The organism is Sorangium sp. So ce128 (assembly GCF_051525245.1).
In the GTDB taxonomy this organism is placed as follows: Bacteria; Myxococcota_A; Polyangia; order Polyangiales; family Polyangiaceae; genus Sorangium; species Sorangium cellulosum_B.
The window spans coordinates 1,660,085-1,675,749 of sequence record NZ_CP150313.1 but is presented as its reverse complement, the minus strand read 5'-3'; the positions used below and the strand labels follow the sequence as shown (position 1 = coordinate 1,675,749).

Below are 15,665 nucleotides of genomic sequence, written 5' to 3'. Positions count from 1 at the left end.
GGCGCGGTCCTGGAACAGCCGCGGCACCCACACGCGCAGAGCGCGGTAGCCGCGGCGGCAGGCCCCCGTGGAGCATCAGCGCTGGCACGGCGGCGCGCTCTCCATGCCGCTCATCGCGGGGTTTGCTGCGGGCAAGGTCTCCTTCTGAAGCTCGGCGCGCGCGGCATCGGGTCGAATAGCCGCCTTGCCACAAAAGCGGCCGCCCGGCGCGCACCGTCCGCGTCGATTGCTGCCAGCCCGGAAGCGCTGCCCGAGTAGAATGCGCCAGTGAGCAACGTGCCCAGCGCCGCCGACGAGGTCGAGCGGTACCTCCGCACCGGCGAGACCGACGCATACAACGCGGCATGGCCCGGCGAGTTCATGGAGCGTGCGAACCGCGCCCACGAGGAGCTCCGAGGCGCGCTCGTTCGCGAGGTGCGGCGGCGGGCCGAAGGACTCTCGCACGAATCCCTGCCGCACGCCGACGCCGTCGCCATCACGCGCGGCAAGGTCGAGCCGATGGTGCGGGGGCTGTTCCCGCGGGTCGAGCAGGACGCGGTGCTCGCGACGCTCGAGAAGTCGGTCGTGTTCGTCACGAGCGCGAACATCGAGCCGCTCTTGCTGGAGCATGGATACGACAGCTCGGCGTGGACGCTCGCCAACCTGTACCTCGCGAGCCTCGGCGCGGATCTGCTCGGCGAGGACGCGCCGCGCCTCGTTGGCTTGAGCGAGGGGACGACCTGCTATGTCTCGGCCGAGTACTTCGCGGACGACGATCCGTTCGCCGACTTCATCGTTCACGAGGCGGCGCACATCTTCCACAACTGCAAGCGCGCGACCGTCGGTCTTCGCGAGACGCGGACGAAGGAGTGGCTCCTCGACATCGAGTACCGCAAGCGCGAGACGTTCGCGTACTCGTGCGAGGCCTACGCGTGCATCCTCGCGCGCGCCAAGGGCCCGGCCGAGCGCCGTGCGCTCGCCGCGGAGTACGGTGCGACGGCGCCGCTCTCCGAAGAGCGGGTGGACGCGAGCGAGGTCGCAGACATCGTCGCGGAGGCGGTGAGCGCACGGAACGGCTGGAAGATTGTCCTCGCGCGGTGCGCTCCGACGAGCCGTCCGCGGTCGGCGATCCAGCTGCTACGGGCGTCGTGGGCCGTTGAGGATGCTGCCCGGCGTCGGTGATCGAGTCGGGTCCGGTATCCATGCATTTCGGCCCGTCGGCCCGGCACGCCTTCTACGTCATCGTCCCCGCACCGCCGTCACGTTTACGGGGAACCAGCACACGCACGCGCTATCGTGACATCACGACGTTCGAGGCGCAGGGCGCCGACATCGAACTCCCGGAAGATCGGAGGGTCGGGCAGGTTCGCCACGCGGCGCACAGCAGATGGACGCCCCGGTCTGCTGGAGGACCTGCTCCCCTCCCATCGGGCGTCCCACCCGGTCGAGGGGTCGCCCCTCGTCCGAGCTGGGATCGCACCGGGTCGAAGGGGGGGCCGCATCGGGTCGGAGGGGGCCTCGGCCCGGACCGATTCTGTGACGGCTGCGAGAAACGCCCCGTAATTCTGAGCATGAGCCCTTCTCGTCCTCCGGCCGACCCGGTCCAGCACGGCGCCTGGACATCCATGCACACAACCGCCGTTCATGTCCTCCCTGGTATGCTCCGGTTCCTCGGGGTCGCCGAGGAGGACCTCGACGACCTGTGCCAGGACGTCCTGCTGGGCGCCTACCGCAGCTTCCCCCGGTACGACCCGATGCGGTCCAGCAGCGCGCGCGCCGCGGCCCTGGTGGCCTCGCCAGACACCGTGGGATACGCCGCAGCGCCCGCGCAGGCCGCCGTCGTCGCCGCAGACAGCGCACCGGGTGACACGCCTCCCCGGCCGCGCAGCACACCCACGGGCATGCCCGATCCAGCGCGACCGGAGCGCCTCGGCGAGCACTGGAGGGCGGAGGCGTCGTGGCTCTTCGGGATCGCCTGGCGGCAGGTCCGCCATCACCTGGAGCGCGCCTACCGGCGCCGCGAGGTGCCTGTAGGGCTCGCGGACGCCGCTTGCTTCCAGGAGGCAGACATCGCGGCGAGCAGCGAGCATCACATCGCCGCGAAGGAGCGGCTCGCGCTCGCGATCCGTCTCCTGTCGGAGGTCGCGCCCGAGCGCCGCGCCGTCCTCCTCCTGGCCGACGCGTACGATGTCCCGATGCGCGAGATCGCGCGCGCCCTTTCGCTCAACGAGCACACCGCCGCGAGCCGGCTGCGCCTCGCGCGCCGGGACTACCGCGCCGCCGAGAAGCGGCTGCGCCCCGAAGAGAGACGGGCGCTCCGGTCCAGCGTCCTCGTGCTCCCGCTGTTCTCCGCGACCTCGCTGCGTTCGCTCCGCGAGACGATCCTGCCCGCGAGCGACCCGGCCGCGCCGAGCGCCGGAGCACGCGTCGATGGGACACGGTGGCGAGCACGCTTCGTGCGCCTCGCGCGCCCGGTCGCCCGGGCCCTTCGCCCGGCGCTCGGGTGGGGTGCGGCAGGCGTCGCCGGCGGCGTGCTCCTGGCCGCCTGGCTCGCTCGAGCACCGGTCGACTGGGCGCGCCACCTCGGCCCGGGTGCGATACCCCTCCTCGTCGCGCGGAGCACACATCCGGCCCCGACGCCGGAGCCGCGACCCCGGAGCGTTCTCGGTGAAGCGCCGCGCGCCGACGACGCCACGCGCCCTGACGACACCCAGAGCCCCCGAGCGCCCGCGGCACGGACGACCGATGGGCCAGGACAGCGCAAGCCGGCAGGATCGAGGTACGCCCCGGCGCCCCCAGACCAAAGCCAGGATCGGCTGGACGAGGAGCTTGCGCTGCTCGATGCGGCCAGGCAGGCGCTGTTGCACGGCGAGCGAGCCGCCGCCCTGGAGCACATTGATGCGCATGCTCAGCGGTTTCCTCACGGCCGGCTGACGTTGCTGCGCGAGCGGCTGCGGTCGAGCGCAGGAGCGCTGCCGGTCACCACGACCGGCGGCACGGCGGGGCACGATCGGCCGTGAGCGCAGAGCCGCCGCGACGCGCGCGCCCCCCGTCGAACGGCCGGCGATGGGGAAAGCAGGCATGGCGCGCAACGCTCGCCTCGCTGGTCGCGGTCGCCATCGCGCAGCTCGCGGCCACGCCGGTCCGGGCCGATCGCGGACCGCGCCGGGCCCGCGTGCGGCTCGATCTCACGCGCGGTCCGGGCACAGAGCACTGCCCCGACGAGCAGTTCCTGCGCGCGGAGATCGCCCGGCGCATGAGCTTCGACCCCTTCGATGCGGAGGCTCCGCTCACGATGGCGGTGTCGATAGTACAAGAGCAGGGCGAGCTCATTGCGTCGATGTACCTTCGCGATCGCGGCGGCAGGTTGCGCTGGACCGACGGCTACAGGACCCGCGGCGACTGCAAGACGCTGGTTTCGATGGTGGCCCTGTCCATCGCCGTGCAGCTCGACGACCCGGGCGAGCGCCCGCCGCCGCAGGCAACGCCGGCCCCGCAGGAAGAGCCCGCGACGCCGGCCGAGGCGCCATGCTCCCCCGAGCGCCCGTGCGCGGGGCAGCCGGCGCTGCCGCCGAGCGAGGCGCCACCCGCGCGCCGGCCGGGCAAGGCGGCGCCGGCGCGCGAGCTGCGATCCGTGCGGGCGCCGCCCTCGAGCAGTGCGGGGCAGGCTGCGGCGGAGCGCTTCCGGTGGAGCGTTGGCGCCGGCGCCACGATGGCGCTGGGGCTGACGCCCGGCGTTGCGGTTGGACCGACGTTGGCGGTCACGGGACGCTGGCCGGCATGGTCGGTCGCGCTGGAAGCCCGCGGGCTCTCGTCACTGTCGACAAACGTAGATAGCGTGCGCGTGACGGCATCGGCGCTCACCGTGAACGCTGCCTTGTGCCTTCACCGGCATTTTCTCTTCGCGTGCGGCGTCGGAGAGCTCGGCGTGCTCCGTGCGGTGCCCGAGGTTCCAATCACCCCGGAATCCCTGCTGGGTCTTCGTGCCGGAATCGGTGCGCGAGCGGGCGTCACGTGGCCGTTTTCAGAGAGCCTCTCTGGGTACGGGTATACCGAGGCCGTTCAGCGCCTGGTCGACTGGTCACTCCTCCGCCGCGGAGACATCGCCGAATCAGAACGCGCGACCTGGAGCGCTCCCGCGCTCGGTGTGGCGTTCGGGATGGGTCTACAATTGAACCTGTGACGGGGATCCGGCGGCAAGGACATCTGCCGTACCCGAAGATGAGAAAGCATGAGAAAATTTCCTCAATCCGCCGAATGCTCAAACCTTACGAGGCTCGCAGGGCGATACCCGCCTTGCGCCGAAGGCCATCGTTCGAGTAGGGTTCCACGCATGCGCGTGTCATGCGTTGCCCTTACAGGAGCGCTGTTGAGCGTTGGGTGCACCCAAGAGCCAGGTATCCTCTATGGCCCATGTACGGACGAAGAGCGCGCCCACTATCCTGAGTGGTGCGAGAAATACGGCGGTCAAGGCGGCGACGGCGGTCAGGGCGGCGACGGCGGTCAGGGCGGCGACGGCGGTCAAGGCGGCGACGGCGGTCAGGGCGGCGCTGGCGGCGAGGAGCACAGCGCGCTGTGCTCCGGCCAGTGCGTCTCCCCCGCCCCGCTCGGCTGGTCCGGCCCGGCGCTCCTCTGGTTCGGCCCGCCGGAGGCTGCCCCCGAATGCCCCGTTGACGCACCGACGAGCGGGTACGAGGGCTTCGCTGATCTCCAGCAGATGCCGAAGGCGTGCCCGACCTGCGCATGCGACCCGACCGAGGTCTCGTGCGCGCTCCCCACTGCGTGGGCCGCATCGTCGTCCTCGTGCGCCGGCGACGAGCCCGACGCCGTCGCGACGCCGTTCGCCGCGCCCGACGCATGGGACGGCGCCTGCACCGCCGATGCCGCGATCCCCGCCGATCAGGACTGCAACGGCGAGCCCTGCGTGCAGTCGCTGACGATCGCGGCGCCCTCGATGACGGCCGGCGCGTGTACGCCGCGCATCGAAGCCCCGCAGCCCATCCCCCAGAACGCGCTCTGGTGGGCGACGCGCGCGACGGCCTGCGTCGCCGGGGCGCACACCGCGTGCGCCGACGCGACCACGTGCGCGCCGGCAGCGCCGCCCGGGTTCCTGACCTGCGTCTACCACGAGGGCGAAGCCGAGTGTCCGAAGGGCTACGCCCAGAGGCATGTCTTCTATAAAGACGTGCTCGACGGCCGCGACTGCACTCCATGCAGCTGCGGCGAGCCGACCGGCGCCTCGTGCACGATCATGGCGTCCGTGTACCGCGACGCGGCGTGCACGGACCTGGTCGCATCGACCCTCGTCGACTCCAGCGTTCCGTTCTGCGGGGTGACACCGCCCGGCGTCGGCCTGGGCAGCAAGTCGGCCGCGGTCGTGGCGGTGGAGCCGGGCGCGTGCGCGCCGCAGGGCGGCGAGCCCGTCGGCGAGCTCCAGCCGGCCGAGCCGTCCACGTTCTGCTGCATCGCCTGAGCTCGCCGGAGCCGCCGCCGCCCGGCCGAGCCGCGGCCCGGCGCAACGACCGGCTACCGGCGCCCCCAAACCGGCGGCGTCGTCTCAGATGGCTGCGAACGGCGATGGGCGATGGTGGATGGGGGGCGAACGCGCCGCGGAGCGCAGTTTCCGCGCGGACGGCGAACCGGCGGAGATGACGGCGGCCGAGCGCCGGCCGATACCTAGGAGGTCGCGGGCGCGGGGGTCGCGGGCGCGGGCGTCGCCGCCGGCTTGCCGTTGGCCTGGCCGGACTCGGTGGCCTTGCGGGCCTTCTCGCGCCGCGCCACCGCACGCCGGCGCCGCTCGTAGGCGCTCGTCACCTCGCGGGCGATCTCGGGGTGGCGCCGGAAGACGTGGGCCGCGGTCTTCCGGATGGCGCCGACGCGCCCGACCATGAGGTGCAGGAGCTGGTTGCGGATCGTGGTCGCGGCGGTCGAGGCGCCGGCCTCGGGGGCCGCTTCCAGTGCCCGCCGTTGCAGATCCTCCGCGAGCTTCCTGGCCTCGACGATGAGGCGCACGTCGAACGCCTCGTCCGCCTCGACCAGGCGGTCCTTGAGCGACTCCGCGAGCCCCGCGTAATCGCGGAGCGCCTGGGAGAGGGCGCTCGAGCGCTGGCCGTCCTGCGCGTGGAACTCCTTGATGCGCGCGAGCTGCGCGTCGGCGGGCTCGTCGACATCGTCGTCGAGCAGGAACTCGAGCGCCGACTCGAGCTCATCGACGACGAACCGGGCGCGCTCTCCGAGATCGGCCACGGCCGGATCGACGATGAGGAGCAGCCGCGTCTGCGCCTCCTGCACCGCGTGCACGATGGAGAGCAGCTCCTCGCCGCTCGATGCGGGCAGGCGGCTCTTGACCCGCTTGAGGCCCGGGCGATCGCCGTCGGGCTCCCAGTACTTCTTCACGAACGCCGCGGCGGCAACCGCCTCGCGCACAGCGATGTCGTACGGAATGTTCAGCGGGTTGTCGGTCCGCTCCGACCCGGCGGCGACCTTGACCCAGCGATCGAAGTCCTGTCCTTGCTTCGCCATGACTGCTTGACCCCTCCTCCTGCGACCCGCGCCCCTCGGGCCACGACGCAAAGCGGCAAGGATGAGCTCGGTCGTGGAGAGGTCCGGCACGGAGCAGGATCTGGACGTGGGTGGGGGGAGCCGGGAGGTGAGGCGGCGGGGTGGGATGTCCAGATGAGCCCGACCCCTGTCCAGATGGGCGGGCGGCATATCCAGATGAGCCTACCGCCTGTCCAGATGGGAGGGCGGGATGTTCAGATAAAGCGTGGGGGTGTCCAGATGGGCGGGGAGGACGTCCGAACGGCGGGGCGCGCGAACGGCGGGGCGCGCGAACGGCGGGGGCGCCAACGGCGGGGGTGCCGGCAACGGGCCACATGGTGGCGCCGAGGGCCTTGCGCGTGGATGCCCGGTTCGCGGGCGAGCTCGCCGAGGCCGGGCTGCGCGTCGAGGCCGATCGCCTCGTCGCCGCCGCATGACAGCTCGCCGAGACCGAGCGCGACCTCGCCGACCTTGAGGCCGCCGACGCGGAGGCGACGTGGAGGATCGGCGCGCTGCGCGACTTCGCGAACGTCTGGAGCCTGATGACGCCCGAGAGCCGCGGGAGCCTGCTGCGTGCGCTCGTCGCTACGGTGCGCGTGAAGGACGAGACCGGCGTCGTCGAGGTCGTGAACTTCAGCGCCGACGCCCGCTCGCAGGAGACCGCCGCACGACGAGCACCGACTCGTCGACGCCGCAGGACCGTCACGTCGTTATGGGCACGCTGTTCAGCCGTTGCAGCTCGCGCGTGGTCCTCACCGACCAGCCGTTGCCCCCCGAAGCCCGAGCCGGTCCGGCGTCCCGCGAAGGTCGCCCGGATGCTCGCTCTCGCGCACGACCTGCAGGGTGCCATCGACTGGGGCCTCGTCGCCGACGAGGTCGCGGTGGCGAGCAAGCTCGGGCTCACGCGCGCGGGTCACGCAGCTGCTCTACCTGGTCCTTCTTCACGCCCGATCTTCAGGAGGCCATCCTAGCGCTCGAAGCGGTCGACGGGGCCGAGCCGCCCCTCCGGGCTGTCGCGCACGCGGCAACGTGGGCCGAGCACACACTGAACATCAGAGCAGCAATCCAGGGGGTTGACCAGCAAGAAGCGATATAGCAATCAACCCAGACGAGCAGCGTCGTCTGCGCACCAGCCGGTACCGACCCTTGCTTGCGCTCCAGAAGGACGAGCGCTCTCGCGTCGTCGACCCAGTCGTTGCGACGCTCCTCGCCGAGTAGCCGATGATGAAGAGCTCCCTCTACCCCACGCAGGAACTTCGACGCCGGGCCTTGGCCGAGGCGGTGAAACTGCGCGTGAACCCGAGGGTGATCCGCGTGCAGGACATGAGGCGGAAGTGGGGCTCGTGCTCGTCGGCGGGCACTGTCACGCTGGCGAGCGACCTCGTCGACCAGGACCCGCACTTCCAGGACTTTGTCATCGCGCACGAGCTGCTGCACCTGCGCGTGCCGACCCACGGGCGTCTGTTCAAGGCGCTCATGAGCGCGCACGTGCCTGGATGGCGTGAGCTGGAGGAGCAGCGCGTGCTGCCTCGCACCGAAATCGCACGCCGACGCAACGGAACCCGCCACGCAACACGAGAGGCTCGACAATGACCGCACTGCTTCCACGTCCCGTCGGCCGTCAGAAAGAGGTTCTGGCCCTGCCTGCAGCCGGTCACACCGTTGTGCTGGGCACCGCGGGCAGCGGGAAGACCACGCTGGCGATCCACCGTGCAGCGTACCTCGCCAACCCGGCGACAGATCACGGCGGGCGCACGCTCTTGGTCACGTTTAACAAGTGCCTCGTCGCATACCTGCAAGCATTGGGCGCCGGCCTCGGCAAGGTGGACGTGCGCAACTACCACCACTTCGCGCGCGGCTACCTCGCGAATCGGGGCAAGATGTCCAACAACGCCATCGCGTCGCCGAACCTTGCGGCCACCTACGGGCAGCAGGCCATCGACGCCGTGAAGCAGGCCGGCTGGAACGCTCACGTCTTCGGCCTACCAATCGAGTTCCTCGTCGAGGAATTCCAGTGGCTCTCGCAGAACGGCATTCGCTCGGCCGACGACTACGTCGACGCGGAGGATGACGGGCGCATGGGGGCTCGTGTTCCGCAGTCCGAGCGAGCGGCGGTCTTCACGGCGTACGAGCATTACCGGGTGCTGCGGAACGCGAACGGCAAGCCCTACGACTGGGACGACCTCGCGCAGACCGTCGTCTCAGAGTTCGCGAATGACAGCACCCGACGCTTCTACAAGCACGTGATCATCGATGAGGGCCAGGACTTCTCGCCCGTGATGCTGCAGTCGCTCGCCGCAGCAATCCCGGCCGACGGCAGCCTCACGTTCTTCGGCGACATGGCCCAGCAGATCTACGGCCATAAGATCTCGTGGCGCAGCGCGGGGCTCAACGTTCAGGACCGTGATATCTGGAAGTTCGAGCAGAACTACCGGAACACCAAGCAGATCGCGCAGCTCGCTCTCGCGATTGCGAAGTCTCGTCACTACCGAGGCATCGCCGATCTCGTCGAGCCTAAGTCGCCGACCGCCGATGGTCCGCCGCCCGCCCTCGTCGGCTTCAAGACGGAGGCCGAGGAGATGCAGTTCGTTGCGGCGCGGGCGCAGAAGCTCGCCGAGACGGGAACGGTCGCGGTGCTCTTCCGGGACAGGGAGCTTGAGCAACTCCTTCCGCGCCTCGTCTCGGTTACACCGACGCGGCTCCATCGAGAACTCAACGCATGGCCGCGAGGGCCGGGGTTGTTCTACGGCACGTACCACTCGGCGAAGGGGCTGGAGTTCGACTCGGTGCTGGTGCCCTTCGCATCGAGCACGCGGCTACCGCATCCTCCCGATGTCACCGCCTTCGGTCCTGACGACGCTGCCGCGCGCAACACGAAGCTCCTCTACGTCGCGGTGACCCGAGCCAAGTCCAACTTGGTGATCACGCATACCGGCAACTCGACGCCGCTGCTGCCGACCACCGCCGGGCTCTTGCAAAGGAGCCAGCGATGAGCGCCTCGATTCGAGCGAAGGTGACAACGCGCGGAATCTCGCGCCTCTGCCACTTCACACCTTCCCGCAACCTCGTGCACATCGCCACCGATCCAAACGGCGTTCTGTCCTCCGCTCGCCTTCGCGAGGATGAGAAGGCGGTCTTCAACGCGACGGACGCACAGCGCCTCGACGGGTTCCCGGACCACGTGTGCTGCTCCGTGCAGTACCCGAACGCTTGGTACTTTCGGAAGGCGCGAGAGAACGAGAGCCTCTTCGCTGACTGGGTCGTCTTGTTCCTCAAGCCGGACCCCTTATGGACGCCGGGAACCAAGTTCTCCGCGCGAAACGCGGCAGCAGGTTACGGCAGCGGCGTTGCGGAGGGCGAGCACGCTTTCGACTCGATGTTCGCGCCGTCGGTGACCGGGGCGTACGGCAAGACGTTTACGCGCAAGGCAGCGCAGCCGACGTGGCTGACCACCGACCAGCAGGCGGAGGTGCTCATTCCCGATCGCGTCGCGCGCGAAGACATCCTTGGCGTGGCCGTCGCCTCTGAGCCTCAAGCCAAGCGCGAGCACGCAAGGCTTACACAGCTTCAGGCGGACATCCCGCCGATCGTCATCGCACCCGACTTCTTCAATCCGTACAGGCTCAGCTCGTGGCTCCTGAGCGGCACCGCACCGTCGGAGACGGTGTTCAAGTTTGGAGGGCAACTGTGAGCAGCAGCAATACGGACCGGCCGGCAGTCGCACGATCTCGCGTCGAAGGAGCGTTCACGGCGCTCGCTGCAGGCGATGCCCTCGGTTGGCCGCAAGAATTCATCAGCCGCAAGCACCGCATCCAGCCCACTGCGTCGTTCCGGGACTGGGAACGGCGCAGTGGTGGGCGGTTCTACCCGCACACCGAGATCATCCGCGCGGGCGAGTACAGCGACGACACGCAGCTCACGCTGGCGATCGCACGGTCGCGCCTCACGGCTGGCTCATCGTGGTGGTCGTACTTCACCAGGAACGAGCTGCCCCTCTGGACGCTCTACGAGCGGGGCGGTGGCGGCGCGACGAAACGAGCGGCAGCGAGCTGGGTTCGCGGCGTCGCGCCGTGGAATCAGCCCGATGTCGAGGGCGTGGCGCGCTACTTCGAGGCTGGTGGCAACGGCGTTGCGATGCGCGTCGTCCCGCACGCCGTCTTCCACGCGGAGGCCGATGACCCGAGCGCGCTGCTCAAAGACGTCTTGGTCGACGGCACCGCGACCCATGGACATCCGCGCGCGCTCGTGGGTGCTGCCGCGTATGCCTATGCCGCCTGGTGGCTCCTGCGCGTTCAGCACACGGTCGGCTTCGGCGAGCTCCTTACGGCCTTGCTCGACACCCCATCGGTTTGGGGGGCGGCACCGTCGTCCGCGAAGAAGGATTGGTTCGATGCGGCGAACAGCTCGCTTCGCAACTACGAGAAGCTGTGGGCCGGCGTCGTCGAAGAGACGCGCCAACTGCTCCAGCTCGCGCGCAAGGGGCTTGAGGAGGGCGCGCTCGCCGACGACGACGACGTGCTAAACCGCATGGGAGCGTTCAGTAAGGAGAAGGGCTCCGGCACGATCAGCGCTGCGGCCGCGGCCTACCTCGCTGCCCGCCATGCCGCGCAACCGCTGCAGGGCGTGTTGCGGGCTGCATTCGCCCTTGGCTCGGACACAGACACGATCGCGGCGATGACGGGTGGTCTTGTCGGAGCGCTTGGGGGATCGGACTGGCTGCCGCCCGAGTGGGGTGCGGTGCAAGACATCCAGTACCTTCGTCAGATCGCGAATAAGGTAGCGGCCCGAGCAACGCCGGAGGGAGCGACGCCCGAGCATCCTCCGGTCACGGCGAAGGCGCTCGACACCATCATTAACAGCCTCGTCCGAGGGCACGCGGGCGACCTCGACTTCGGCGGCGCGCGGCGGGCGCGAGTCGTGGACATCTATCGGCTCACTCCTTCGACGCCATCGATCAACGTGGCTGGCTGGCAACTCGCGATGTCGGATGGGCAGACGCTGTACGTCACGAAGATCGGGAAGAACTCGAAGGAGGAGACGGCGCAGGCTGCCACGCAGCGCCGACCTTCAGAACCTCCCGCGAAGCAGCCTCCGGCGCGCATCGAGGAGAAGCTCGAGGGGCGTGCCGGAGGCGTGAAGCTGACGGTCTCGAACCTCGCAGCATCAACTGCGTTCTATGAACGACTCGGGCTCGCGCATGCGAGGAAGAGCAATCGCTTCGTGCAGTTCGGCGCGCTTTCCCTGGTCGATGCGCAGACGGCGGTCGAACTCTCGGGTGGGCTTGTCGCACTGGAGCCCGCGAACCGCAGGAACCGCGTTGAGTTGCACGTCAACGACATTCGCGCAGCGCATGCGCGTATATCCGCGTTCGGTGGGCCGGTCCACCCGATCGTGCCACTTCCCTGGGGCGAACTCTCGTTCCACTGCCTCGATCCTGACGGGAACGTCGTGGAGGTGATCGAGAAGCGCTTGTCGAAGGAGAAGACTTGGGGGCGCTGAAGACCAACTTCGTTCTCGTGGATGTCGACGACGCAGAGATCGACGTCGGCAAGCTCGCGACCTACAACAAAGAGCGCCATCGTGCGCTCGAGGACGCGCACGGGAACGATTACGTCTTCCGGCGGCGGGGCGATTCTCTCGAAGCGGTACGAACCAATTCGATGGCCGAGCTGCTCGATATGGCGTTCGAGAAGCGATCGGTGCGTGACATTGGCAAGCTGCTCAACGCGCTCGTCGAGCGCGGCTTCGAGCGATACGTCATCAAGCCGAAGATCGCGCTCGTTCGTCGCAAGCCGCTAACGATCGTGTCCCTCGAACCCAAGAACGATGTCGCGAACACCCTCTTCGGTCGACGTACGCAGGGATGCTTCCCTCTTCATGTGCGACGGGGCTTCCGCATCGAAGCTCGCACTGTCTATCGGAAGGCAGGTCCGGCACCTGCGCTCGTTGTAGACGCGATCACGCACTCGGACTTGGGGGACGCCACGTGCGCGGACCTCATCTCTGACGGGTTCGACCTTCGCGGTCTCTACGTGCTCAGTCTCGATCCTGCGGACGCGAAGCATGGGCGCCCCACGATGATCGGGCAGGTAGTTCGAGTCGATGGGATGACGGTGCATCTCGGATCTGATCGGCGCAGCGAACGAACGCAGTACGAGGCGTCGGCCCTGGCGCTGGATCTTGGTCCGGCAGCGCTCCCTCGTCTGGTCGCGCACTACGTCGGCGCCGAAGCACACGAAGAGCTGTCGGATGAGCGGAATCTGCTCGCGACGGGAAGCCAGCGATGGGACCGCATCTCGAAGTTCGTGGGGCGCCTCGCCGAGGGCAGCTTCGAGATTGCGCCGGGCGTGCGCGCGCGACTTGGCGACTGGGTGACCGGGCTCGAACTCGGGCAGACGACAGCAGCGCTCCCTCGGTACATCGTAGGGGGCAACAAGGAAGCCGACTCAACGCGCGGACTCTTCAAGTCCGGGCCGGTTCACGTGCCCGCGAGCGCGCGGAACAGCATTCGGGCTTGCGTCATCTGCGAGCGAGCTCGGCGCCGCGAGGTGGAGGCGTTCCTGACCGCGTTGAGCGATGGCGAGGGCTCGCATCGCCCTCTGAGGCAGACGTGGAAGCTTGGCGCGGTTTCGTTCACGATCTTCGAGGCGGCGAGCAGCTCGGCGACCGACTACGAGAAGGCGTTCCAGGCGTCAGTCGACGAAGGCTCGAGGTGGCAGCTCGCGCTCGTCCAAGTGCCGAGCGATACCCAGGACGCTCACGGCGACGAGAATCCTTACCTCGTCACGAAGGCGAAGTTCCTCGCGCGCAACGTTCCCGTGCAGGAGTTCCGCGTCGAAACCATGAAGAAGCCGACCAGCCAGCGACAGTGGGCGCTAGGTGGGATCGGCCTTCAGGTCTTCGCGAAGCTCGGAGGTGTTCCTTGGCTCCTCCAGACCAAGACTAAGGAGCATGAGCTGATTCTCGGCTTGGGCAGTGCGAGCCTAGGAACGAGCCGTTTTGGCGCTCGCGACCGCGTCGTCGGTCTCACCACCGCGTTCAGCGGCGATGGCAGGTACTACCTGACCGAGACCTCGCGCACGGTGAAGTACGAGGAGCACGAGGGCGCGGTCGTCGAGAGCGCGGTCGCGGCATTCAAGCGTGTGCGAACTGAAATGGCTTGGCGAACGGGCGACCCGGTCCGCATCGTTCTGCACAGCTTCAAAGACCTCAGACGGAAGCACATCGACGCGCTGAAGAGCGCCGTGCTGGCCGCTGCTGGCTCCGAGCTGAAGGTCGACTTCGCGTTCCTTCACCTCGCCGAGCAGCATCCCATCCTGCTCTTCGACCCGAGCGAGCAGCAGCAGATTCCACCGCGAGGGGCCGTCGTTCAACTGGGCCGCTACGAAGCTCTCGTCGCAGTTCTCGGGCCAAACGAGATCCGCAACGACCGCGTCGGGTTTCCGCGCCCGGTCTGCATCAAGCTCCAAGAAGGCTCGACGTTCACGAAGCTCGACTACCTCAGCGAGCAAGCCATCGCGTTCGCGGCGCTCTCGTGGCGCAACTTCACCCCGACGTCCGTGCCCATCACGGTACTGTACGCGGAGCTGATCGCCGATCTCCTGGGCAGACTTGGAAGCCTGTCTCGTTGGGACCCGGACGTCCTTCGCGGGGACGTAGGAACGTCGAGGTGGTTCCTGTGACGGCAACCGGCATCCTTCTTCGCGAGGCCGAGGCAGCGCTCCGGCTCACCGCGCAAACTGGCGACCTTTCGCTGCTCGAGGCCGCCTTCGTCGCGTGGTTGCGAGCGGAGCTACCGCCGTCGGCACTCGTGGACGCGCTCACGCACCCTCTGCGCCAGTATGAGCATGTCGCTCTGGCATGTCTCGTGGAGGCGGCAGGGTGGGAGGTGGACAAGTCGAACCTCGACGAAGGGCTCCGATGGCTCGTCGAAGTCGCGCTTGAGCGCGCTGGCGTTCCAGCGCCGGTCATTTCCGATGGGCTTGCGCACGTCATCCTCGGCCTCGCCGCTCGCGAGCGCCCCTGGCTCGCGACTTGGCACGAACAAGTGCTCGTGCGATCCAAGGAGACGGTCGCTCCCGGGTGGCTTGGCGATGGTGGCCGTGCCGGTCGTGGCGATGCAACGTCCGGCGCCGTCGAGCTCCGTCTCGCGCTGGCCGCACGCGGCGTGGCCACGAGTTCCGACGCTGATGCGACGACGCTGCTGGAGCGCTTGAAGAGCGACGAACTCCCCGACGATGCTTTTCACGCGCAGGTGATGCTCGCGGCCCTCAACTGGACGCGACGTGCGGCACCGATTGCTCTGCCGGGACAGGCAACGCCGGAGATGGTCGCGCGGCTACTCGCCGAAGCGCCACGTGCTCTTCAGCAATGGCCCTGGGAGGACAAGCCGAAGACGAAGAACAGCCGCGCGGCGAAGTGGCACGTCGACAACGAGTACCACGTGCAGGCGCTGCTCTGGGCGATGCTCGCTCCGATCTTCCCTGACTTGAGGCGCGAGGAGTACGCGCCGCAGGTCGGTCCGATCCAGCCCCGAGTCGACTTCGGCATCCCATCGCTCCGGCTCCTCATTGAAGCGAAGTTCGCTCGAACGCGGAGCGCGCTGAAGGAGACGGTGAACGAGATCGCGCAGGACAACTCCAACTACTTCACGATGCCCGGCTTCTACGATCGGCTGCTCGTGTTCGTCTGGGACAACAGCGCCCACTCCGAGGACCACGCGATCATCCGCGAGGGCATGCGGAAGTACGCGCGCGTCGTCGATGCCATCATCGTGAGCCGCCCAGGGCACATGACCGAGGTCGCCACAACGGACGCCGAAGGAGAGGGCGCGCCGACGTGAGCCCCACGCGGGACAGCAGTGCCCCGGCGTTCAATAACAGGCCCGTGCCACGCGCCAACGTGGGCGCTGCACGTGCTCGTCTTCGCCCGTAGCCAGTTAAATGTCAGCTGCTCCGTCCCGCCCGAAGGCTTCTGCTGTTAGACGCTCTCGGCGTCTCTCTTCCGGAGGACAGAACCGAGAGCGCGAACGCCGTCCAGAACGCGCTCATCCCCTCTGTGCCAACATCGGGTGAGACAGGCCGACTCTTTCACCTCAAAGCCTGTCTCCGCTCCCCGGCCCCGGTGACGTGATCCGCCGTAAGCGG

At 68.7% G+C, this 15,665-nt stretch carries 11 protein-coding genes; 10 read left to right on the top strand and 1 reads right to left on the bottom strand.

Going from position 1 to position 15,665, the window contains the following annotated elements:
- Nucleotides 1-267 precede the first annotated feature (267 nt).
- From WME82_RS06420 to WME82_RS06405, 4 genes are all read left to right on the top strand, one after another.
- Nucleotides 268-1,161: a hypothetical protein gene (locus WME82_RS06420; RefSeq protein ID WP_438042091.1), complete on the top strand. Its 894-nt coding sequence runs from the start codon at nt 268-270 to the stop codon at nt 1,159-1,161.
- A 389-nt stretch (nt 1,162-1,550) separates the two neighbouring features.
- The gene (locus WME82_RS06415; protein WP_438042090.1) at nt 1,551-2,999 is read left to right on the top strand and encodes a sigma factor-like helix-turn-helix DNA-binding protein; all 1,449 of its coding nucleotides are present in this window, start codon (nt 1,551-1,553) and stop codon (nt 2,997-2,999) included.
- The gene (locus WME82_RS06410; protein ID WP_438042089.1) at nt 2,996-4,162 is read left to right on the top strand and encodes a hypothetical protein; all 1,167 of its coding nucleotides are present in this window, start codon (nt 2,996-2,998) and stop codon (nt 4,160-4,162) included. The genes WME82_RS06415 and WME82_RS06410 overlap by 4 nt, the downstream gene beginning before the upstream one ends.
- 186 nt (nt 4,163-4,348) lie before the next feature.
- The gene (locus WME82_RS06405) at nt 4,349-5,452 is read left to right on the top strand and encodes a hypothetical protein (protein WP_438042088.1); all 1,104 of its coding nucleotides are present in this window, start codon (nt 4,349-4,351) and stop codon (nt 5,450-5,452) included.
- A gap of 203 nt (nt 5,453-5,655) precedes the next feature.
- Here WME82_RS06405 and WME82_RS06400 read toward each other — a convergent pair whose 3' ends face one another.
- Complete coding sequence (locus WME82_RS06400; protein ID WP_438042087.1) at nt 5,656-6,501, bottom strand: hypothetical protein; 846 nt, start codon at nt 6,499-6,501, stop codon at nt 5,656-5,658.
- A 1,242-nt stretch (nt 6,502-7,743) separates the two neighbouring features.
- On the opposite strand from WME82_RS06400, the gene WME82_RS06395 reads away from it, so the two are divergent.
- The 6 genes from WME82_RS06395 to WME82_RS06370 are packed head-to-tail and all read left to right on the top strand — an operon-like array spanning nt 7,744 to nt 15,361.
- Nucleotides 7,744-8,112 carry a M48 metallopeptidase family protein gene (locus tag WME82_RS06395; protein ID WP_438044864.1) on the top strand — a complete coding sequence of 123 codons (369 nt, stop codon included), beginning with the start codon at nt 7,744-7,746 and terminating at the stop codon, nt 8,110-8,112.
- Nucleotides 8,109-9,512, top strand: a complete 1,404-nt coding sequence (locus WME82_RS06390; RefSeq protein WP_438042086.1) for a 3'-5' exonuclease — start codon at nt 8,109-8,111, stop codon at nt 9,510-9,512. Before WME82_RS06395 ends, WME82_RS06390 begins: the two co-directional genes overlap by 4 nt.
- Entirely contained in the window at nt 9,509-10,210 is a 702-nt protein-coding gene (locus WME82_RS06385) for a DarT ssDNA thymidine ADP-ribosyltransferase family protein (protein WP_438042085.1), read from the top strand. Before WME82_RS06390 ends, WME82_RS06385 begins: the two co-directional genes overlap by 4 nt.
- Nucleotides 10,207-12,018 carry an ADP-ribosylglycohydrolase family protein gene (locus tag WME82_RS06380; RefSeq protein WP_438042084.1) on the top strand — a complete coding sequence of 604 codons (1,812 nt, stop codon included), beginning with the start codon at nt 10,207-10,209 and terminating at the stop codon, nt 12,016-12,018. Before WME82_RS06385 ends, WME82_RS06380 begins: the two co-directional genes overlap by 4 nt.
- Complete coding sequence (locus tag WME82_RS06375) at nt 12,006-14,201, top strand: Piwi domain-containing protein (protein WP_438042083.1); 2,196 nt, start codon at nt 12,006-12,008, stop codon at nt 14,199-14,201. The genes WME82_RS06380 and WME82_RS06375 overlap by 13 nt, the downstream gene beginning before the upstream one ends.
- On the top strand, nt 14,189-15,361 hold the full coding sequence (locus tag WME82_RS06370) for a hypothetical protein (protein WP_438042082.1): 1,173 nt from the start codon (nt 14,189-14,191) through the stop codon (nt 15,359-15,361). Before WME82_RS06375 ends, WME82_RS06370 begins: the two co-directional genes overlap by 13 nt.
- Nucleotides 15,362-15,665 lie beyond the last annotated feature (304 nt).